Origin of the sequence: uncultured Gimesia sp. (assembly GCF_963976445.1) — a bacterium.
In the GTDB taxonomy this organism is placed as follows: Bacteria; Planctomycetota; Planctomycetia; order Planctomycetales; family Planctomycetaceae; genus Gimesia.
On the sequence record NZ_CAXBKP010000043.1, the window covers coordinates 1 to 22,234 of the forward strand.

Annotated in this window: 19 protein-coding genes; 12 read left to right on the forward strand and 7 right to left on the reverse strand. The window is 52.2% G+C overall.

Annotated features, from left to right (window positions below):
- The coding region (locus tag AAC022_RS26205; protein WP_339736107.1) for an H-X9-DG-CTERM domain-containing protein at positions 1 to 302 on the forward strand (302 nt) is incomplete at its 5' end.
- 99 nt (positions 303 to 401) lie between these two features.
- The gene (locus tag AAC022_RS26210; protein ID WP_339736109.1) at positions 402 to 860 is read left to right on the forward strand and encodes a hypothetical protein; all 459 of its coding nucleotides are present in this window, start codon (positions 402 to 404) and stop codon (positions 858 to 860) included.
- Between the two features lie 102 nt (positions 861 to 962).
- On the opposite strand, the gene AAC022_RS26215 is transcribed toward AAC022_RS26210, so the two are convergent.
- Complete coding sequence (locus AAC022_RS26215; RefSeq protein WP_339736111.1) at positions 963 to 1,703, reverse strand: IclR family transcriptional regulator; 741 nt, start codon at positions 1,701 to 1,703, stop codon at positions 963 to 965.
- Positions 1,704 to 2,189: 486 nt separating this feature from the next.
- Between AAC022_RS26215 and sbnA the strand changes: the two genes are divergently transcribed.
- The 4 genes from sbnA to AAC022_RS26235 all read left to right on the forward strand — a co-directional run bounded on the left by sbnA (position 2,190) and on the right by AAC022_RS26235 (position 7,975).
- Positions 2,190 to 3,290 (forward strand): 2,3-diaminopropionate biosynthesis protein SbnA, encoded by a 1,101-nt coding sequence (gene sbnA, locus AAC022_RS26220; RefSeq protein ID WP_339736113.1) that lies wholly within the window; start codon positions 2,190 to 2,192, stop codon positions 3,288 to 3,290.
- Positions 3,291 to 3,791: 501 nt separating this feature from the next.
- Complete coding sequence (locus tag AAC022_RS26225; protein ID WP_339736115.1) at positions 3,792 to 5,195, forward strand: serine hydrolase; 1,404 nt, start codon at positions 3,792 to 3,794, stop codon at positions 5,193 to 5,195.
- Between the two features lie 85 nt (positions 5,196 to 5,280).
- The gene (locus tag AAC022_RS26230; RefSeq protein ID WP_339736117.1) at positions 5,281 to 5,775 is read left to right on the forward strand and encodes an RNA polymerase sigma factor; all 495 of its coding nucleotides are present in this window, start codon (positions 5,281 to 5,283) and stop codon (positions 5,773 to 5,775) included.
- Positions 5,765 to 7,975: a serine hydrolase domain-containing protein gene (locus tag AAC022_RS26235; protein ID WP_339736119.1), complete on the forward strand. Its 2,211-nt coding sequence runs from the start codon at positions 5,765 to 5,767 to the stop codon at positions 7,973 to 7,975. Before AAC022_RS26230 ends, AAC022_RS26235 begins: the two co-directional genes overlap by 11 nt.
- 7 nt (positions 7,976 to 7,982) lie before the next feature.
- Here the strand turns inward: AAC022_RS26235 and AAC022_RS26240 are convergent, their stop codons facing one another.
- Positions 7,983 to 8,876, reverse strand: a complete 894-nt coding sequence (locus tag AAC022_RS26240) for a hypothetical protein (RefSeq protein WP_339736121.1) — start codon at positions 8,874 to 8,876, stop codon at positions 7,983 to 7,985.
- Between the two features lie 248 nt (positions 8,877 to 9,124).
- Between AAC022_RS26240 and AAC022_RS26245 the strand changes: the two genes are divergently transcribed.
- The 6 genes from AAC022_RS26245 to AAC022_RS26270 all read left to right on the forward strand — a co-directional run bounded on the left by AAC022_RS26245 (position 9,125) and on the right by AAC022_RS26270 (position 15,620).
- Complete coding sequence (locus tag AAC022_RS26245; protein ID WP_339736123.1) at positions 9,125 to 9,841, forward strand: hypothetical protein; 717 nt, start codon at positions 9,125 to 9,127, stop codon at positions 9,839 to 9,841.
- Positions 9,842 to 10,014: 173 nt separating this feature from the next.
- Complete coding sequence (locus AAC022_RS26250; RefSeq protein WP_339736125.1) at positions 10,015 to 10,554, forward strand: hypothetical protein; 540 nt, start codon at positions 10,015 to 10,017, stop codon at positions 10,552 to 10,554.
- Between the two features lie 176 nt (positions 10,555 to 10,730).
- Positions 10,731 to 11,039 carry a Dabb family protein gene (locus AAC022_RS26255; RefSeq protein ID WP_339736127.1) on the forward strand — a complete coding sequence of 103 codons (309 nt, stop codon included), beginning with the start codon at positions 10,731 to 10,733 and terminating at the stop codon, positions 11,037 to 11,039.
- A 36-nt stretch (positions 11,040 to 11,075) separates the two neighbouring features.
- Entirely contained in the window at positions 11,076 to 12,008 is a 933-nt protein-coding gene (locus AAC022_RS26260) for a histone deacetylase (protein ID WP_339736129.1), read from the forward strand.
- 50 nt (positions 12,009 to 12,058) lie between these two features.
- Complete coding sequence (locus AAC022_RS26265) at positions 12,059 to 14,749, forward strand: bifunctional acetate--CoA ligase family protein/GNAT family N-acetyltransferase (RefSeq protein ID WP_339736131.1); 2,691 nt, start codon at positions 12,059 to 12,061, stop codon at positions 14,747 to 14,749.
- Positions 14,750 to 14,798: 49 nt separating this feature from the next.
- Positions 14,799 to 15,620 (forward strand): GIY-YIG nuclease family protein, encoded by an 822-nt coding sequence (locus tag AAC022_RS26270; protein WP_339736133.1) that lies wholly within the window; start codon positions 14,799 to 14,801, stop codon positions 15,618 to 15,620.
- A 110-nt stretch (positions 15,621 to 15,730) separates the two neighbouring features.
- On the opposite strand, the gene AAC022_RS26275 is transcribed toward AAC022_RS26270, so the two are convergent.
- The 5 genes from AAC022_RS26275 to AAC022_RS26295 form a co-directional block, all read right to left on the reverse strand.
- Positions 15,731 to 16,915 (reverse strand): sialidase family protein, encoded by a 1,185-nt coding sequence (locus tag AAC022_RS26275; RefSeq protein WP_339736135.1) that lies wholly within the window; start codon positions 16,913 to 16,915, stop codon positions 15,731 to 15,733.
- A 31-nt stretch (positions 16,916 to 16,946) separates the two neighbouring features.
- Positions 16,947 to 19,088, reverse strand: a complete 2,142-nt coding sequence (locus AAC022_RS26280) for a glycoside hydrolase family 71/99-like protein (RefSeq protein ID WP_339736137.1) — start codon at positions 19,086 to 19,088, stop codon at positions 16,947 to 16,949.
- A 36-nt stretch (positions 19,089 to 19,124) separates the two neighbouring features.
- The gene (locus tag AAC022_RS26285) at positions 19,125 to 20,171 is read right to left on the reverse strand and encodes a hypothetical protein (protein WP_339736139.1); all 1,047 of its coding nucleotides are present in this window, start codon (positions 20,169 to 20,171) and stop codon (positions 19,125 to 19,127) included.
- A 45-nt stretch (positions 20,172 to 20,216) separates the two neighbouring features.
- Positions 20,217 to 21,695, reverse strand: a complete 1,479-nt coding sequence (locus AAC022_RS26290) for a sulfatase (protein WP_339736141.1) — start codon at positions 21,693 to 21,695, stop codon at positions 20,217 to 20,219.
- A 36-nt stretch (positions 21,696 to 21,731) separates the two neighbouring features.
- A partial coding sequence (locus tag AAC022_RS26295; protein ID WP_339736143.1) for a sulfatase/phosphatase domain-containing protein occupies positions 21,732 to 22,234 on the reverse strand: 503 nt, incomplete at its 5' end.

The following is a 22,234-nucleotide window of genomic DNA, read 5'->3' on the forward strand; positions in this document are numbered from 1 at the left end:
GGCGCGGTCTGTACTGGGACAACTATGGGGGTAATATTTTCTTCAGCACAGAGTTCCCTCCGAATACCGACCAGCCTGATGCGATTCTTTTCTGCAAGAATGACACGATACACGGTCCTTGCGTGCGGACGTCCAATGGCGATCGCGGCCGCGTCGTGCTCTATGCGCGCAGCCGGCATATAGGTGGCGCGCATGGACTGCTGGCAGATGGCGCCGTGCGGTTTATTTCGGAGAATCTTGACGTCAACATCTGTCGGGCTATCGGGACCCGTGCGGGCGATGAAGTTGTCGGCGAATTCTAGGCAACACGCGGCTGGCAGTGGTTCAGGATCTAAGACTGACGCTGCAACGTGTGTTCGTTTTTTGTATTAATCGATCGTATCCAGATCCAGGCGGGGCCCATGACCGACAATTTGCCATTGAGAATGAATCCTCTGTTCGAGGTGCTGCGACGTTTGCCGACCGGCCGCTTTATGCTGTTCATGATACTCGTGCTCCCGGTTGTCGCAGCCGGTTGTGGATCGGGCAAAACAGGGCCGAAAAAGTATGCCGTTTCCGGAGAGGTCACATTCGAGGGAACGCCTTTAGCAAAAGGCCAGATTATCTTCACGGGTACTAACGAAGCGAAACGCATCGATGTGATCGACATCGCCGATGGATATTTCAAAGGCGAATTGCGTCCCGGTCCAATGAAAGTAGAAATTCGCGCGTTTCAGGAAAATTCGAATCTGACTCCCAGCGGAGGCCCTGGAGGCTTTCCAGAACAATATATACCTCCACAATATAATAAAGAAACAACGTTGACCGCTGACATCAAAGAAGAGGGCGTGAACGAATTGAAGTTTGAACTCACAAAGTAATAAGGTGTGCTTCAATCAGATAGTTTTGTGAGCAGAGTTCGATGCTTAACACACAAACAGGAGCGTTTTACACTGGTTGAATGACTGATCGGGATGTGATCTTCACGAGGAAAGTTGAGCGGAAACTTGTTTTGCTGTTTGCACAACGGCATCAATCAAATTTTGTTGAGAGCCCGCATTGATCCGCGCCGTCGGAAGACTCATACTGATGGCAGCCACAATCTGATCTCCTTCAAAGACAGGTGCTCCCACACAGGTGATGCCAATGTCATTCTGGTCTTGCTCTATCGCATAACCATCTTGTTTGGCCTGATCACGAATTTTTCGTAACTCGTCCGGATCAATGATTGTATGTGGGGTTCTTGCCACAAGTTTCGTTTGCGCCATCATCGCGTCCCAATCCTGGTTGCTGAGATGACATGAGATGGCGCGCCCCAGAGCCGTCGAATAGAAAGGGTCTCTGCTGTTTACTTCGACCACACGACGAAGCGGGTGTCGGCTTTCAATGATCTGCAGGTAACGCACATTTGCCCCTCGCAAGACTCCCAAATTGATCGTCTCTCCCGTTTGCTCATTCAGTGCACGCAGATAAGGGGTTGCCGTTTCCACCAACAGGTCATTGATTTTCCCGAGCGCTAACCGGCGCAGTTTCCCGGTGAGCTGATATTTGCCCTTGTCGATTCGGCAAACATAACCCAGTTCAACCAAATCATGGAGTAGTCGGTGGACGGTTGACTTATGGTACCCCAATTCATTCACAATGCTTACCAATGGCAATGCACCATCGGCAACAGCGAGAGCCTCAAGTAAATGAAAGGCTTTGTCTAATGAAGAAGCTACCATTAGTTGCGCACTATCTCTCAAAAAATGTGGAACATAATCGATGTGAATGAGCCAGCGATCATTCCAGGCTACCAGGTGATGCGACCAGAAGAATTGTACTTCCTGATTTCAAGATGTTCAATGATATGGTCCAGGTGTGGCAAGTTAAAAGGAGCCAGCGACGGTCTTAAAGTTTGTCCAGAAGCAAGAGGGATTTGACTTCACGTCTGATTGTTTTTCATCATAGAATTCAGGACGTCATGTAGTCACCTGGCAATGAAAGTCCGAAGCTCAGATACGCATCCTGTCTTGGGGCCGTTCATGATAGCCAGATGACCAGACTGGTTGCTCAGCGTTCAATCACTCCAGCTCTTCTCTGCTTAAAATCCGTATAATCCGCAGGTCCGGTCGTGAAAGGTGCTTTACCTCACATTGGCACACGATTCGCTTTTACACAGAGTGCTCACACTGACGGGCATTCAGTAACTTTCATATCGGAGAAGAACAATGATCAATATAGAACAGAGCGACAGCAGTAAAGAAGTTCCCAAAGAGGGTGTCCTTGATGCCATCGGTTCTACCCCCTTGATTAATGTACGCCGCTATCTGGGAACGGACGACGTTCAGCTTTACACTAAGATGGAAGCCTTCAATCCGGGAGGGAGTGCCAAAGACCGTCCTGCCCGTACCATGATTGAAGAAGCGCTCCGCTCCGGAGTGATCGACAAAAAAACGACGATCATTGAATCCACGTTCGGGAACATGGGCATCGGTCTGGCGCAAGCCTGTTGTTATTATGACCTGCCACTGATTTGTGTTGTCGATCCGCATGCACAAGAACAGAATATTGCCATTATGAAAGCGTACGGCGCGGTGATTGAACGAGTCGCGCGGCCTCTGCAGGGAGCTTTTATCAAAGCACGCATCGCCCGGGTTCTGGAATTAATCAACCAGTTTCCCGATTCCTTCTGGCCAAACCAATATTCGAATATGAAAAATCCGCTCGCTCACGAACACGGAACGATCCAGGAAATCGATGAAGCGCTGAATGGTGAAATCGATTACCTGTTTGTCGCAACCAGCAGCACCGGCACGGCATGTGGCTGCCGGGATTATCTGAAAAAACGGGGACGTAATACCAAAGTGATCGCCGTCGATGCTGAGGGCAGTGCGCTGTTTGGTGGTCTGGCAGGCCGCAGACGAATCCCCGGACTGGGAGCAGGTCATGTCTCTTCTTTAGCAGCGGGACAAGAATTTGATGGGGTGAAGCGCGTCTCAGACCTGGATTGTGTCGTGGGTTGTCGGCGAATGGTCAAATATGAAGCCATTCTTCCCGGGGGATCAGCGGGCGGCGTTCTGGAAGCGATTCGGTCAATGATTCCCGAATTGAGAGCCAAGGTGTGTGCCGCCATTCTGCATGACTCCGGCACCTGTTACCTCGATACGATTTATTCGGATCAGTGGGTGGAACGCGAACTGGGCTGCTCTGCAGAAGAATTGCAGGCACGAATTGAACAGCCCAGCTGTGTCGGTGTTGCTCCCAGACAGAGAGAACCCCGGTTTACTCCGCAGTTGATGGAACATGCCATTGAACATACAACGGTATGATGACCACGATTCAAACCAGCATTCGAAATACCTCCCGCCCGGGGATGAGGTGCCGACCAGCGTGCCTTTTTCTCGGGCGGGGCACCTGATGCTGGGCAAACCCGATTTCCGGTATTTCCAAAGTAACTCCGAAATCGGACAGATCTGGGAACGAGGACGCTTGCGTCTGTCGAACGATCCCAGGCTATTGAGCGAATGCGACAAGCAGGTTTTCCTATGCAGAAACATTCCCGCATTCATAATAACCTGGTCAGAATTAAGTAGAATGGGCACACCAATCTGTTTTCTTCTTAGGACGTTTTTCCTCTTTTTTTGTAAGGAATCGTCTGCTCAAGTTACTAATACTTCTGGAAAGAGGTTTTGTGTTAACAGGACGAAGATCATAAGTCACGGTTCATAAACTGGTTGGACGAGCATGGTTCGTCCGTCATGAATGTGGTGCGTTTACACCCTCACCAGCGAGGAAGGGGGTGCAGGTTTCTATTTTTGCGAGGAATTAATATGAACGGTCAGCGCTGGATTTTAACCCTGCTTTCAATCGTTTTTAACTTCGGGATTGAAATACCGATTGCATCGGCGCAGAACCTGACCGATCAATGGGTCGAGAAAGCGGCTGGGCCATTGGTTAAAAATCGAGTCGTTGACGGACTGTCGATCGGTTACATCGAAGGCAAACACTTGGGAATTGTACACTTGGGAAGCGCGAACCGAGACGGTAAAAAAGCCAATGACTCGACGCTTTATGAGATCGGATCGATTAGCAAGGTCTTCACGGGGTTAATGCTGGCCGATGCAGTCGTACGGGGTGAGATTGATTTGAATGCAGCAGCCGACGTTGACAATCGGGCGGGGATTTGGTTGCCGTCGCGTGATAATCGGTCGATCAAATGGATTGATCTGAGTACCCACCGGTCAGGGCTGCCACGACTCCCCAGCAATTTAGTGCTGACTGATTTGAAGAATCCGTATCGGAATTACAATTCAAAAAAAGCAGCGGCGTTCCTGAATCAATACGAACTGCCTCGTCAGCCTGGTGCTTCGCAGGAATACTCAAACTTGGGGGCGTCGGTTCTGGGGTATCTGGTCGCGCAGCAGGCAGGCAGGTCCTATCAGCAGTTGTTGCAGGAGCGCATCGCGAAGCCACTGCAAATGACTGATTGCTCTGTTTCACTAAGTAAAGATCAAAGGCAGCGATTCGCCACGCCGCATGATAAGTTTGGCTCACCCACACCGCCCTGGATGTTTTCAAACCTGCCGGGCGCCGGTGGAATCCGCGCAACGATGCAGGACATGCTGCGTTTCGCACAGGCGCAATTGACTCCGCCCACTGGTAAAATTGGCGAAGCAATTGAATTGGCTTGGAAACAACAAAGCGACGCAGATGCATCGGGTCCTGCGATGGGACTGGGCTGGATGATTGCCGAAGATGGTCAGACTCGTTGGCACAACGGTCAGACCGCTGGATCATATTCGGTACTCTTCATTAATCGTAAGTTAAACTGCGCGGTCGTTGTGTTGTGCAATACAGCCGTTATCAACGAAATCGATCAACTGGCGATGCTGTTGGTAATGAAAGCAGCAGGCCAGGATGTAAAACCAGGCCCAGACAAAACGTCAGACCATAAATCGGATGACCTCGTTATTGATGCGAAACAGCGCCGCCGGTTGGTAGGGCGATATCAATTGGCGCCGAACTTTATTTTCACGGTCCGTGATCGTGATGGGCACTTGATGGTTGGTATTACCAATCAACCCACCCAGGAGGTCTTTCCAGATTCACCTACTCGATGGTCCTACCGTGGTATCCCTGCCACGCTGGAATTCAAATTGAGGAAAACGGGTCCTGCCACAAGCTTGATTCTGCATCAAAATGGTGTTAAGCAGACTGCTATCCGAATTAAGTGAGCTATCAATGCGTCAGCTGTGATAGACTGATAGATTAGACCGAAGAGGTTGAGAGTTGCAGGACGAAGAGCAAAAGTCACTGTTCATGAACTGGCTGGACGAGCGTGGCTCGTCCGTCATGAAAGTGGCGCGCGCCTACACTCTGACCACAGAGGATTCCCAGGATCTTGCGCAGGAAATTCTGCTCCAGGCCTGGCAGTCCTTGCCGAAGTTCGAGCAGAAGTCGAGTGTGGCGACGTGGTTTTATCGCGTCGCGTTACATACCGCGATGAACTGGAACAGAAAAGATAAGCCCCGTCGGGCAAGACAAAAACCGTTGCTGGAGATACAAACCCTGGTCACTGAAGGTGGCGGCACAGCCGAGCAGGCGCAGCAGCGAGATACCGTTGAACAACTCTACAAGGCCATTCACCAGTTACCAAAAGCCGATGCGGCGCTGGTACTGCTCTACCTGGATGAATTGAGTTATCGCGAGATGGCCGAGGTGTTGGGCATCTCAGAAAGCAATGTGGGCGTGAAATTGAACCGGGCCAAAAAAGCGCTGAACGAACTGATGAAAGGGGAAACAGATGGCTCCTGACGAATTTCAGCAAGCTTGGCAGGCACAATCATCTCAGACGCGCGTCACGATTGATGCTAACTTACTGCGCCAAGTAGTCGAGCACGACCAGCTCAACTTCCGTGCTACGATTTTCTATCGCGATTTTGTTGAAGTTGGGGTCGCATTGCTGCTGATTCCCATCTGGTTTCTTCTGGGGGCCGTGACAGATTCCCCCTGGACATGGTATCTGACAGTTCCGGTTCTCGTTTGGTCAGCCGGATTCATGCTGGTGTATCGCATGCGCCACAAGCAGAAGCCCAGTGAGCCAGGTGAGCCACTGCTGCCTTGTGTGAAGCGTTTATTAACCGAAGTAGAGGACCAAATCTGGTTGTTGCGCAATATTTTCTGGTGGTATTTACTGCCGCCTTCCATTTCACTCATGGCATTCAATGTCCATGTTTCCTGGCTAGCGGCTAGTGTCTGGTGGGAATTTCTAGGCACCGCGGCATTATTCGGCTTTGTCCTATTTGTCATCTATGCGTCGATCTATTACTTGAATCAACGTGCCGTACGTGTAGATCTTGAACCGCGACGCCAGGAGTTGTTGACATTACTTTCCAGCTTAGGCGATGAAACGACGGGCGAGGGCACAGGGAATCAGATCCCCCTGCCGGGACTGCCCTTCGCAAAAAAGGAGCTCCAGGTACCATGTAATTCTCCGGTTCGGATTACGATCGGCTTATTTACGATTGTGGTCATTTTAGTCTTCCTGGTGATTTTTATTGCCTGGATGGCAGATGGAGGATTCGATTCCAGCAATGATCGGCCCGATGCCCCGGCGAATCTGGTTGCAGAACTGCGTCAGGAGAATCAACTTGTCGGTCTTGCCGCGATGGTCATGGTCGACGGGAAAGTCGTGGCTGCTGTGGCCGACGGAGAGCGGAAGGTTGGCAGCGGGGTGACGCTTGAGACCAGCGATTCCTGGCATCTGGGAGGGATCAGCAAGTCCATCACGGCGACGATGATCGCGCGACTGGTCGAATCAGGTCAGATGCAATGGACCGATACCATCGGCGAGTCCTTTCCCAACGCCTCCCTCCACGAAGACTGGAAGTCGGTCACACTTCGACAACTGTTAACAGATACCGCGGGCGCACCAGCGCTCATTCCCAGGGACATGTTATCTAAACGACCTGCACGCGGTCCCGAACGTACACGCGCACGGCGAGAAGCGGTACTGGATTTCATTGCAGTCAAGCCAGAGAATCCGCCGGGCAAGAAGCGTGTCTACTCCAATGTCGGTTACACCATTGCGGGAGCGATGGCAGAAAAAATGACCGGCATCACCTGGGAAGATCTTGTGAAACGAGAGGTTGCCGTGCCTCTCAAACTCAGAAGCGTGGGGTTCGGCCCGCCGAAATCGGCAGCCGCAACACTCGAACAACCACGGGGTCACCGCTTGCTTATTCAAAGCAAAATCGCAGCAAGCGACGAGCGAGATAATACCCCCATCATCGGCCCCGCCGGTACCGTTCACATGACGCTCTACGACCTTTGTACTTTCGCCAGGGAACACATGCTTGGCGAGCGTGGCGAAGGAAAATTGCTCACTGCCGAGACATATAAACTGCTGCACACCCCCGATCTCGACAATTACGCCTGCGGCTGGATCAAGAAAGAACCGAGCGAGGAGATTCCCTACACGGTGTACTGGCATAACGGGTCGAACACACTGTGGTACGCACTGGTAGTGTTCATTCCCGAGAAGAACATGGTGGTTGCCGTCACATCGAATGATGGCGACTCCAAAAAAGCGGAAGCAGCAGCATGGGAAATTGTGGATGCCAGCGTGAAGCAAAGCAACATCATCGCACTATCCCAACTGAGTGATGAATTTCCGAAGAAAGCGCCTTTCGCTGCAGTGGGTTGGCAGGAATCTCAACCAGAAGTCAAACTCGGTGAAGAATGGTTCAAACTCGTGTTGCTGGATGGACTCCCCGCCTCCGAGATCGTGGCGTTCAGCAAACAGACCTATGGAGACAAGTGGCAGAAGCGATTCGAAGAAGACCTCGTCGAACTTCTGACCCGCATGGGACATCCGCCGCAGGACAAAGTGACGCTGGATGTTCAATCATTGTACTCGTTTGAAAGGCAGGTCCGAAAAGACGTTCCCATGACGAAAGAGAATCGATCAGCAATTCGGAAGGCGGCCCAAAAGCGGGAGACTTCGGAGCCATGAAAAATGTTTAACCCTGCGAGACTGCTTCCTCGCGAACGGTTTCGGGAAGCATCAGCACCGCTCCCAGGAAGAAACAGATTGCGCCTTGCAGCGTAAACGTAACCGACAGTGTGTCCCGCCATGGCGCAGTTGGTTCGGGCAGCGTTAATGCCAACAACGCTGAGATCATAAAGCCGAGGCAACCCAGCAGATTGATCAACACAATCCACCAGGACAGATTTCCCGGCCGCCAGGCCCAGTATTGATGACCAGTTTCGATAAATGCCAGATAACCCGACGCCAGAAACAGAATCGATCCCACGAAATTCGGAATCCAGACTACTAGATCTGTATCGAACCAGGAAAGGGACGGCAGCATGGCATCGAAGGTATTGAAATTGAACAGAATTGTTCCAGCAAACTGCAACGCACAACTGAGCCAGCCAACGTTATCCGGTTTCCAGCCGAACACTTTCAGACGCCCCGGTGGTTCCCGATCTTCATCGGGAAGTGCGCCTGAATTCGCTGCCTGAAACAGCTGCAGGTAAGCCGCTGTTGTGAAGGGGATCGATCCGGCAAAGTAAATCGCATTCACCTGAGAGGGAGCCAGGGAGAGGGCTGCTGCCAGATCGGGAGCGAGACTCAGAATGCTGGCGATGGCAAATAGCGACGCCCCCAGAGCGAAGACAGAACCAATCCACCAGTTCAACTCTCGCGGCATCCACAGGCAGCGAATCAGCAGCTTGCCGACCGCTTCAGTCAGGCCGAGTTCACGAGCCATCAACCCTTTACGATGCTTGCGGGAGAGCCATTCCCGTATTGAGCCATCGGCGTGGCGAAACAGCCGGTGCGTAACAAAGGGAGGCGGCCCCTCCGACTTGACGCATTCCCATCCCTGTGAGTTCTGGCGACGTTCTGTCATATCAGTTTTCTGTTGGATACTTGTCTGTTAAGAAGATGTCTGTGGAGTATATGTCAGTGAAGAATATGTTAAGCGTTGATTGAGGGAAACAATATCGAGCGGTTTTCTTATTTCAGTCGCCCAGCACAATAATTTTCTTGACTACTAATTCGATATTATAAAAAATAATGAATGATGAGCTGGAACAACCGTTGATCGAATGCACGGGTTTTATGACATAGTTTACTCTAACAAGTGATTGAACTTCCATGAACGATACTCACGATTCCGACGAACTCGCTCCCTCCGATTCTTCTGCCCTGGATTCGTCGAATGAAAACGGGACTCTGGTAGCGTGGACTGCCAATACGGGTGACAGCGTCAAATCGCATGTAGTGCATATCGACTCGACTGGAATCTCCTGGTCACTGAATATTAAAAAACCGGAAACCTTCGAACGGCTCCTGACCACGCTTGCCGAACAGCCCGAAGAAGCCACAGCCATCATCCGTGCCGAATCCAAAGCCTCTTGTCTGTCTCGCGAACGTCTGGTCCGTGTCACTTACGCCAAAGATTTGAACCAGCTTTCCATTTTCGATGAAGAGGGAAAGAAGCAGAAGATTCCCGATGGCAAAGAAGGTGAGCAGGGACAGATTTTTGAAGCAGTTCAACAATATCTGGGTGGTACACACAGCCAGGAAGACGCCGATGCGTGGTCGGTGATGCAAGGCCCCCTCTTCGCACTGGCAGTCACCGCGGCCATCGGTGGGTTATTCATTTTCCTCGCTGCAGACGCCGACCCCAATTACGAAGCCTCCGGCCGTCGCAGTGGAATGAAACAGCTCATGAACTGGTTGGGATACACCATCGGTCCCATCTGGACGTCGGTCTTCTTCGGTGCCATCGGGCTGGCCATTTTCTCATTCATGATTTTTCTGCTCGTGAAACGGCCCCAGCGAGATGTCCTGTCATTCAAGCTCATCTGAAGCAAAACAGTGAGCCCGGTTTGCTTTATAAAAGCAACAAAATAGACATTTTCTGTTCATCGATTGAGCTCCGTTTCCCTCCCGGAACTCAGCAATACGCCCCTCACCCCAGGTCAAAAGAATGGGTACCGGTTTATATTCCGGTTCACCTGAAGAAAGATGAAATACGAAGCATGAATCAACTCGACAAGCTGGTGCTGGATACGCTTTATAATCGAAGACGGAAAGCACAGACAAGTTGTTTTGTCGTCAACGAAGCGGGCATGGAATTACTCAAAGGTGATCAAATCGCGCTTCCCGTTATCGAATCCATTCTATGCGATGTGGTCGAGCCGGCGTTAAAAAATCTCACCGACCAGCAAGCTATTGACCTGGCAAAGCAACTGAAGGTCGATGTGGAATTCGTGAGTATCATCCCGTTTGATGGTTTAAGCGAGGTTCTCGGCGCTTACTTTGTCATTGGGATCAAATTCGCACAAGAAGCAAGAATCTATCAGTTTCTGAATCAGTGTAGTGATCGACTTCTCGCCAATGCCATTGCAACGAGTCCGGTGTATTTAACAAAAATGGATATCGGTTACAACTTTGGAGTTGCTCCAACAGACGCGTTAGCTGCTTTCGTCAAGCACCATTGCAGCAACGACAGTGAAAGAATCCGTAAAGCGGCAACGCGGGCACTTCAATTTTTGGATATGCCCACCGTTGATGAGTGAAGACAGGCTTTTGACTCAGCTAGAGGGACGCGGGTTGTTCTTTTTGTCGCGCTACAGACTAAATTGCACCTCTCCAGGCCGCCGGATATGATGTGCAATGCCGGAGTAGGACGACGGCAAGAAATCCCACCTCTTAAAAGTAGTTGAATAGACCTAAACGAACGGGAGTACTTAACGTGATCGAGCACACGGTGACCTTTTTGCTGAAACATTCACCGGGGTCCCCTGAAGAACAGACGTTTCTTGATGCCGCTTCGGCACTGGCAGACATTCCCGGTGTCCGAGATTTTGCCATCAGGCGTCAGACCAACTCCAAGAACAATCACACATTCGGCATCGCCATGCGTTTTGAATCGGAAGCAGAGTATCAGTCCTATACAGCTCATTCGGATCATACTGACTTCGTCCAAAAGTATTGGTTGAGCGAGGTTGTTGATTTTCAAGAAGCCGATTTTGAACCTCTGGTTGCCCACCATGAATCCTGACCTGATCGCCGGGAGATTTAGCAGAAGTGAACGACCATGACCATCCTCTATTCTGATCCTGTTTTCCTGAAACCTGATACGGGTAATCCGCCTGAAAATCCGGCCCGAATTCTGCCTGCTGTGCGTCGGGTCAATCAGATCGCAATCCACGCCGGCTGTCCCCGCAGGTCTTGGGACGAGGTGTCTGATTCGCGTCTGGAGCGAGTTCATTCGCGTAAGTATATCAGGTTCGTCAAAGAATTTTGTCTACAGGGGGGCGGCTATATATCGGATGATTCTTTTGTCGGACCCCGATCGTCTCAGGTTGCCCGTATGGCTGTCGGGGCCGTTTGTGATGCGGTAGAGCAGGTGGTTCAAGGCGCGAATGAGCGGGCCTTCTGTCTGGTGCGGCCTCCCGGTCATCATGCGACTTCAGATACGGCAATGGGATACTGTTTGTTTAATAACGTTGCCGTTGGCGCGCGACTGGCGATTGACGAATTGGGGCTTGAGCGGGTCTTGATCGTCGATTGGGATGTGCATCATGGAGACGGAACGCAGGAGATCTTCTGGGAAGACGGGCAGGTCGGTTTTTTATCGATTCATCGTTCGTCGTTTTATCATAGTACGGGAACCGCCGCCGAAACGGGAGCGGGAGCGGGGCTGGGAACGACCGTCAATGTACCGGTCGAATTTGGTACGTCCCGAGAAGACTATTTTGAGATGTTCACATCTGCTGTCGAACGATTGGCAGAGAAAATCAAGCCACAACTGGTTTTGATCAGTGCCGGCTTTGACAGCCACAAGGCTGACCCGGTAGGCTCACTCGGTCTGGAGAGCGAAGATTTCGGGCGACTGACCCGGATTGTGCTGGATATCGCAGCCGTGCATGCCGGTGATCGTGTGGTAAGTGTGCTCGAAGGGGGATATAATCCTCACGCGCTGGCAGAGAGTATCGAACATCATTTGCTCGAACTGACATCGGCCTGAATTTACCGAGAACACAGAAGCCGAAATTCCGATTCAAAGGCCCAACAAACATGCCCATCCGAAATCTCGAAAAGATATTTCATCCCCGGCGGATCGCTGTCGTCGGCGCCAGCCAGCGACCACTGAGTGTGGGGCAGACCGTATTTCAAAATTTGATCGCAGGCGGGTTTCCCGGCGCGGTCTATCCCGTGAATCCACGCTATGACAAGTTGGGCGATCACGTCTGTTATGCCACCGTTGCCGGCTTGCCTGAAGCCGTCGATCTCGCTGTGATTTGTATCCCCGCACGCACGATTCCCGAGATGATTCAACAATGTGGCGAAGCAGGGATACGGGGAATTGTGATTTTATCGGCCGGTTTTCGAGAAGCCGGAACAGCAGGCAGCGAGTTGGAACAGCAGCTTCTAACGATTGCCAGAAAATTCTCTGGCATGCGAATTGTCGGGCCGAACTGTCTGGGGGTGATGGCCCCCTATGCAAAGTTGAATGCCAGTTTTGCCACAGATATGCCGCTGACGGGGAATATTGCCTTCATCTCTCAGTCGGGTGCCCTTTGCACTTCTGTGCTGGATTGGTCGCTGCAGGAAAAAATTGGGTTTTCTCATTTTGTTTCCGTGGGCAATATGCTCGATGTGGGCATCGCCGACCTGATTGACTACTTTGCGCTGGATCCTCATACAACGGCAATCATTTTGTATGTCGAATCGATCACGGAAGCACGGCAATTCATGTCGGCGGCGCGTGCCTTCACAAAAAAGAAACCAATCATCGCTTACAAGGCCGGTCGCTTTACGGAATCTGCGAAAGCGGCTGCTTCACATACGGGCGCCATGGCGGGAGTCGACGCTGTCTATGAAGCGGCTTTTGAACGGGCAGGCGTGGTGCGCGTATTTGAGCTCGATGATTTATTTGATTGTGCCGAGTTGCTTGCGCGGCAGAAAACTCCCAAAGGGGACCGCTTGGCCATCGTGACCAACGCCGGTGGTCCGGGCGTGATGGCAACCGACGCTTTACTGGCCCGAGAGGGAGTGCTGGCTACGTTCTCAGATGAAACGATTGAGAAACTGAACGGCGTACTGCCCAGTGCGTGGTCGCATGGAAATCCGCTCGATCTCCTGGGAGACGCCCCGCCTGAGCGGTTTGGCAAAGCCGTGGAAATTGTACTCGCCGATCCGCAAGTGGATGGCCTGCTTGTGATCTTGTCGCCGCAGGCAATGACGGATCCACCGGGAGCCGCTACTGCGGTGATCAAAGCGATCTCATCCACACAAAAGCCCGTGCTCACAGCCTGGATGGGAGGCGCCAAAGTTCACGCGGGGATTGAATGCTTAAATAACGCTGGCATCCCCACTTATACGACACCCGAACAAGCCGTCCGCGCATTTATGTATCTGGTCTCTTATGCGCGCAATCAACAGCTCCTTTATGAAACCCCTCGCGAATTACCGGTCGAGTATTCCGTTGATCGTGCCCGATTACGAAAGATGTTTGATTCTGCGCTCACCGAGGGGCAGGGCATCTTATCTGAAAGTACATCCAAAAAATTGCTCGAAGCGTATGGCATCCCCGTCACAAAAACGGAGGTCGCGCGCACAGCCGACGATGCGGTTGCTTTGTCTTTACAGTTAGGACTGCCCGTCGTGCTCAAGGTATTTTCAGAGCAAATCACCCACAAGACAGACGTGGGGGGTGTTGAACTGGGTCTTACGAATGAAACAGAAATACGTGAGGCCTTTGATCGTATTCTGAGTCGTGTGCAGGAAAAACGTCCTGACGCGCAGGTCGACGGAGTGACTGTCCAGCGAATGGTTTCGGATTTAGAAAGCCACGAACTGATTGTGGGTGCCAAACGAGATCCCGTCTTTGGTATGGTCCTGCTGGTGGGAGCCGGGGGGACCGCTGCGGAATTATATCAGGATCGTGCATTAGAGTTACCGCCGCTCAATGAACGGCTGGCACGCAGGGCTTTGGAGTCGCTACGTTCTTGGCCCCTTTTAAATGGATACCGCGGCCGTCCTGCTGTGAACATTGAGCAACTGATCGAAGTCTTGATTCGACTGTCTTACTTCGTTTCTGATTTTCCCGAGATTGTCGAGCTCGATGTCAATCCGCTGCTGGCCACGCCCGAGGATGTGATTGCCCTTGATGCCCGGATTGTGGTCGATCATGGCGCCTCCGTTCAACCGATCCGACCTTACTCACACTTGGCGATTCGTCCTTATCCGGAAGAATTTATAAAAGCTGTGACGCTGAAAGACGGGACAGCGGTGTTGCTGCGTCCGATTAAACCCGAAGATGAATTGATGTGGCATGATCTGTTGGGTCAATGTTCGTTGGCATCCATTCATGCGCGGTTTCGTTATTCATTTCAGGCCACAACCCATGATATGGCAACGCGGTTCTGTTTCGTAGACTATGATCGAGAGATCGCCATTGTCGCAGAGATTTTAGAACAGGATCAACGTCGGCTCATTGGAGTGGGGCGACTCGTCGCCGACGCCGATCATCAGGAAGCCGAGTATGCGGTTCTGGTGAAAGATCAGTGGCATGGCCTGGGGCTGGGATCGCTGCTGACGGATCACTGTCTTGAAGTATGCCGAGAATGGGGCATCCAGCGCGTCGTTGCAGAAACAGCTCCAGATAATCATATCATGCTGGACATGTTTCGTAAGCGAGGTTTCCAAAGAGACGCCACTGCCCAGACCGATAGCGTGCTTCTGGTCAAGGAACTGGAAAAATAAATGTGCAATCATACTTTTTGATTGCGATGACAAGCTGCAGGAATTTCAGATGTTCTTACGACTCTCACATAAACTGAATCAGAAAATTAAAACCGGCAAACTGAATGCACTACCTTTGCATCAGAACCCGTTGGCCGACTGGTCGTGCCGTTTGTTTTATGCCAACCGCAGTCAGTATATTCTCCTCAGTAACTCAAAGTCGCTTTATTCCTGTGTGATGCCAGGCAAAGGGGTCACCAACGAGAAGAAGTTCGCCACAGCGGCCTTCGAATGCATTCGAGACTTTACCGCCGATGACGCACAGCAATGGGCATTTCGAAAGTATATTGCCCCTGAAAAAAACCGGGTTCAGGTGGGGAAAGCTTTAAATCGTTCTGTGACGAGTTGTATGAATCAACTTGTCGAGTACGCGCAAGATCTGTTGATTGACGATCAGCTCTCGCCTCATGAAGCAGGCTTCAAGATCAATGATTATTTATTGTCGTCAATTGGGATTAAAGAGTCTGATTGGTACGGCACACCTAACGATGCCTTCAAGAATTTGGTGAGCCAGATGAATGAGTCAGTGGACTCAATCGGGGAAGAACCAGTCCCGGATGAAAAGAAAACGGAGAAACAACCGGCAACCTGGTTCGTTTACATTCTACAGTGTGCGGATGGCTCACTCTACACGGGCATTACGACCGACTTGACCCGACGATGTGAACAGCACAATGCAGGAACGGGTTCACGCTACACGCGCAGTCGTCTTCCCGTCAGCATCGTGTATCACGAAATTCAAGCCACCCGCAGCTTAGCACTGAAACGAGAGCTGGCGATTAAGGCCCTGTCAAGAAAAGAAAAAGAAACACTCATCAAGTCGATGCATTGAGATCAGGTCACTCCGTTCGTGCTTTTTCGTGTCTTTCGTGGTAGTTAAAAACGTTTGATTAATTCCCGAAATGGTTTTGCACAGCCTAAGCAAGTCACATTCTGCCTTCATCAGGCATAAAACTGATCGGTCTTATAAATCCGGAGCGTGACTTCGGAATCCCGTTTCCAGTTGGTGGAGCGAGAGTAATAGGTGATCAACGCTTCGTCGCCGACGAAGGTCAGCGATGGGTAAGCCGCATCCACAGTTTTTCGGTTTTCGATATCTTTGAAATGGCTCCAGGTCTGTCCCTCATCTTTGGAAATCGCTGCCGTCAGAGGCGTGCGTGGCCAGTTAGTGGGAGAAGCCACGTTATTCCACAACAGAAGCAGGTCTCCCGTTTGCGGAATCCGTTTCACAATCGCCGGGGATTCCGGTGAAGGAAGCTGCGTTGGCTGGGGAGTACTCCAGTGTTCGCCACCATCTTTCGAAATGCTCTGATAAATTTTCTCGTTCGTATTCCGTAACAGGCACAGCAGTCGACCGTCTTTCAATTCAACGATCGTCGGTTCATGACAGCCACGCCCTTTCGCAGTCATGCTGTTCGCACTTCGTCGCCAAGTGCGGAACCCGTCATCCGAATAAAAGACAAATGAGTGTAGATCGCCCCCCTTGTACGAAGTACCCCCGATATATTCTTTGGCGAAAGGCCCGTGTGCAGGCAGGATTACGCGGCCCGTACTCAGTCGCAACGCCCGGTCGGCATTGCAGCAATACCAGCCCGGCTCGGAAACCTGCCGTTGTTCGCCCCACGTCAGCCCGTTATCGATCGAACGGCGTAAGAAGACGTTCCGTTGGGCGTGATCGTCCCAGCCGACGTAAAAGAACAGAAGCTCCTTCTCGGAAAGGCGCACCAGATTGGGGTGCTTCACATTCTGCTTCCATTCATTCGGCTGTAGCACCCGCCGGTTGCCCCACGTGCGTCCCCGGTCGTTCGAAATCATCGACGTAATCTGACAGGCGACATGATCGCCGATGCCCGAGTGCCCTTTTTTCTGAGACGGCTTATCAGACTGACTATAGTACTCCGACCAGACCAGCATCAGGCGTGTTTCATCCAGCGGAAGGATCAGCTGATGATCATGGCGCGGATGTTGCGGCGACCAGGGACAGACGATCTGATCATGCACGGGTTTCAACAAAGGTCGCGCACCGCCGATCGATTCCCCTTTCGCCAGCAGGAGAGAAGCCGGAAACATCCTACTCAGCGAGAGTGCCAGCGAGGACTTTAAAAACGAGCGACGTGGAAGCTGCATGATAAAAACCTTTTGAAAATAAAATGGTTCGCTATTTCAACCCCACTGGCTCCCCCAGCACTTGAATACTCAACAGGTGATGTGAGGGCATTTTGGTGCCGCGTTCGACGACGGAGGTTTTGCCGTTTTTCTCCAGATCCGCTTTGGTTAATGTCCAGAGTATTTTTTTGTCGCGGGTGATTTCGAACGCCTGCACGTCGTTGTTCATGCCTTTCCGATGGTGATAGTCGGAATTGATCACAACCAGATTTCCATTTTTGCGGACCTGCACGCCGACGGGGTAGAGGAGTTCGAAACCCAGGTCGTCTTTTTTGGTCAGCTCCCAGGTGATCTTTCCGTCCGGGTCGACTTCGATGATCCGGTACGATGTGATGCAGGGGATCAGCGTGCGGCCGTTCGCCAGGCGGATTGCGGTGAAAGGGCGATCGTTCTCGTTCAGCTTATATCGCCAGATTTCCTTGCCGTCCGCATTCAGTTCAAGGATGACTTTGTTATCGCGATACGAAATCAGATACGTGCCTTGTTGAGTTTTGCGTGCCTGCATATAGCGGTTGTGCGGGTTCTTGCCGCCGTCGGGCAGATCAATCGATAGTGTCACCTGCTTGTCACGGTTGACTTCCAATAATTTCTGATTGCCGCAATCCAGAATCAAAATCTTGCCATCTTTCAGAGGCTGGCAGGAATTGATTTCCTGCTTTCCCTTCTCGCGAGGCACGTTGAACTCCCAGGCGGTTTCTTTGTTCTCATTCACTTCACGCACGCCAAACCGATGACAAAACAGTACGTTCCCGTTATCGAGTTTCCAGGCATCATAAACCGTTTCGATGCCCGGCCTCTGATAGTGCCAGACGATGTTGTTCTTTTCATCCAGCTCCATCACTCCTTCCCCATAGCCAATCAACTGCCGATGCCCGGTTGTTTTGTTCGCAGGGGAACTTTCATTCGTTTCTTTCAACAGTCGCCCTGCACGGCCCGCGAGTTTCAAGTAGTGGTCGCTGGGCAAACCTTCAAACGTGCTGAAGCGGGCTCCGTCGGCGGTGGGCGGCGTGTTGCTGCATTTGAAGATCGCCGTACCTTCATCGACTTCGTCAAACATCGCGACATAAATCATCTGACATCCAACACGCTTCGCGGCACTGACTTGCGACCAGAAGAATTCGCCCTTAAGCCTTGGGATTTGATCGAGTTTCCCGCCGTGCAGGTTATGCCAACTGAATCCGGGAAAGATCACAGGCAGGAAGTCGAGATTCGCGCGCTCACACCAACGGCGATCGGGTTCCCAGACTTGGGTTGCGTGCCGCGACGCTTCGTCGGGATTTCGATAGCGGCCAATCGTCCACGGGCTGACGACATCGGCGGCTTTGATGATCTCATGCAGTAACGGATCGTTGACGGCATCGCGGGTTCCTTCGCGCCAGTATGATGGCACACCCAGCATCACCGCACAGCCATTAGACTTCAGCCACTGCACCAGTTCGAAACTTTCGCGCAGTGAATACGGGCGATTGTCGCTGAAGCCGATGCCCCAGATCGCGACCAGCGGCTGACCTTCATGATGCAGGTAGGTGGGGTCGCTGGTGACCTTCTGCTGTTCGCGCAGCAAGGTCCAGTCTTCGCGCACCCGCTTGACCTGCCCGGCTCTCAGACCACTCAGATCATACATCACCGCAAATGCGCGTCCTGACTCCTTTGCTCCCGCGCGGACATGCGATAACACCGTATTATTATTTCGCAGTAGAGCGGGCGCTGATAGACCCGATGCAAAACGCTGCAGGAACGCACCGTCGATTCCGTATTCACGCATCCAGCGAAAATGTCGTATTACCGTTTTTTGATTCGCACTGCTGAAGACGTCCGCTGTGCTGCCGTCAGTATGTTTGAATCCCGTGGGGAATCGTTCGTCCGAATCCAGTTCCGAAACATCGGGCCACAGATCGACGGTGACGTTTCCGGGTCCGAAGGGCTTCCCACCATTGCGGGCCCAATGTTTCCAACCCAGTTTGGCGCCATCGCCGGGGCAGTTGAACCAACCCTGATAGCCCACCATGACCTTGCCGGTGAGCGTGCTGGCATCAATGGGAGCCGCCGCTTCTGTTTGTGCCACTGCGGGTGGTGCAATAAACACCGACGCGGCAATGATGAGTAAAAAATAGATCAAAAAACTTCTTTTCATGGACTGATTCCGTTAGTGAGTTTTCGTCAAGGTTTTTTAAGTCTCCGGGACCAGCTTGACCGGATACGTGTTTCCCGAAGCGAACTGCGGCACATAGATCGCACCATCGGCAGCCACCACCAGATCATGCGGATGGCGGAAGAAGCCCCCTTGTTGGTGCATCGGTTGCAGTTGGCCGTCGACGTAGTGGGGGGCCGTTCCGCCGATGTTCGACACAATATGATAATCACGATCGAGCACCGAGATGTAGCCTTTACTTTGTCGGTCTTTGGGCCAGTTGTCCGCCAGGTGCGGCACGAACATGTGTTCGCCGACGATTTGAATCATGCGCGGATTTGAGCCGGGCAGAGAAATTTCTTTGATCCATTTCCCGTCCAGCGTCAGGCGTTTGATCGTCTGCTGATCGCTCATCGCAATCACCAGCTCAGGTTCGCCGGGGCCGCGTGTATCAATGACTCCCCCATGCGGGCCCCAATGTGCGATGCCTCCTTCCGGCCCGCCGAAGTAATTCAGCAGCTTGCCTTCACGGTTGTAACGCATGATGTAATCTTTGCCGTAGCCATCCAGCACAAAGAAATCGCCGCTGGGCAAGTGCAACGTCCATGCGGGACGAAACTCTTTCTCATTGGCGTATTTGCCCGTCGATTTGGGGTAAGTCAGCTCCATCAAGATATCGCCGTCCAGCGTGGTCTTGAAGACTCGATTCAGGTTGAGATCGGTAATAAACAACACCTCCCGATTACCTTCGTTCACAATCTCCAGACCATGCGCGCCGGGAAAGCGAGTGCCCCACTTATTCAGTAGTTGACCGTCTTTGTTGTAAACGATGACATTGTTCGCCGTTTCGTCAGTCAGCAGAAAAATTCTGCCATTGGAATCGACGACCATCGCACTGCAGTTCTTCACCGGCGTTTTTTCGTCTAAGACACCCCAGCCCGCGACGGGCCGATATTGAAACTTGCCCTGCCCAAACAGAGGCAGCTTGTTTTCCTTTGCACTCAGATCACGGGCTCCCAGCGCGCAGGCCCCTGTGAGCAGAGATTGAACCAGAAAATCGCGTCGATGCAGCCAGCGGTCAGACATGATCTGTTCCTGTGTGTATATGGATCGTGAATTTGATTTTACTTGCTACTTGCCTGCGGCGCGCCAACGTTTCATTTGCTTAATATTAGCTTCCAAGATGGCGGCTTGCTCGGGATCTCGCTTGCGGGACTTATCGAGATAGAGTTTCATATCGCTATCGTACATGGCCTCTGATTCGGGGAAGCGGCCCCGGTCGTCTGATCTGAGTTCCCAGTTCGCGAGCAAACTTCGAAATGCGGCGAGCTGTTGTTTGTAAGTAGCGTTGTCGGCCAGATTATGAATCTCCCACGGATCACTGGTGAGATCGTAGAGTTCCTCTTCGGGTCGTGTCTCGGCGAGATGCAGTGACTGGGCCGCGTTCAATTTTCCGGCGGCATGAAGTTCGCGCAATACGGGCATAAATGGTTTTCCGTCCTTGTACTTGCAGGGTTGCAGATAAGGACGCTCGGGGAGATAGTTGCGAATGTACTTGAAATTCCCTTTACGGACACTGCGAATATGATCGACGGTTTCGTCACAACGGTCCCGGGCCGACACCACATATGAGCGCGGTTTGGCCTCGGAACCGAATAAAGGACGTCCCTGCATGTTCGCCGGAATGTCAATGCCTGCGAGTGCCAGACTGGTCGCGGCGAGATCGATGTGCGCGATCAGTTCTTCGCGTAACGATTTTGATCCCACGAATTGGGGTCCCCAGACGACGAACGGAATCTTCAGCCCTTCTTCATACAGAAACTGTTTGCCGCGTGCATGACTGATGCCATGATCGGTCAGAAAAAAGACGATCGTATTGTCGAGTACGTGTTCCTGTTTCAATTTGTCAAGGATGCGGCCCACCTGACGGTCGGTATAAGAGACGGAGTTCAAGTAGGCGGCCCAGTCTTCGCGAATCACGGGGTGATCCGGGTAATACGGGGGCAGTGTGACTTCTTCTGCGGTGACCAAAGTCTTCAGACCGGTTTTGACTTCGTCATACCAGCGATCGACGTTGCGCAGTTTTCCGCCCTGCAGTTGATATTGCGCAAAGAAGGGCTGGCTTTTGCCGCGTTTCGTCCAATCAAAGCCGTCATACAGGTCCGACTTTTGATAAACAAAGTTATAATCTTCTTTGCCGGGCCGCGTCCCTTCCGGGTTGGCGTTCGTCGTATAGTAACCGGCTTTTTTGAAGAGTTCAGGAACCGTCTGCATTCCCTGGGGCAGGTGAATCTTCAACGCGCCCCGTCCGCTACGGTGATGGTGTGCGCCGATGGTGGTCTGATACATGCCCGTAATCAGAGCCGAACGAAACGCGGAGCAGACCGGCGCCGTCGCGTAAGCGTTATTGAACACAGCCCCTTCCCGCGCGAGCTGATCGACGTGCGGTGTCTTGACCAGTGTCTCTCCCTGATAGCCGAAGTGACACGACATATCGTCGACCAGAATCCAGACAATGTTGGGGCGTGTTTCCGCTGCTTCGGTCCGGGCTGACACAAGCAATGACAGCACCAGCAGGAGGGTTAACAGTGTGAGCAACTTCAGTTTCACGGTGTTTACTTTCTGATGGAATGTGCAAGGTATACTTTAATCGTTGGGATTCAGGATGTTCTTCCAGTCGGGATAAACGGGACGCGTTTGTTTTTCTTTTCCCCCTTGGACCGGTGGAGCCGGGGGAACGGTGGTGAGTGTCTGCTGCAAGATCCGCCGGGACTGTTCTCCCTTGTTGCTCGCTTTACCTGCGGTCAAGTTCTGACTCTCAGTGAGATCCCGAGGTACGTTAAAAAAGCGTCCGTCGCGATAGAGTTTGAACTCCGCATCGCGCACGTACTGACTGCCTGTGAAGCGGCCCCAATAGGGTTGATAATGGCAGAGGACCCAGTCGCGGGGCTGGCCTGGTTGGCCGTTCAATTGCGGTAAGAAACTGCGACCGTCGATGGGGTCGCTCTTCGCGAGTTGCACACCTGCCATCGCGGCCAGCGTGGGATAAAAGTCGGTGAAGTCAATCAGGTCGTTCAGCACCTTGCCCTTCGGTGTGTGTCCTTTCCAGTAGGCGACCAGCGGCACATGCGTGCCCATGTCGGTGGTGG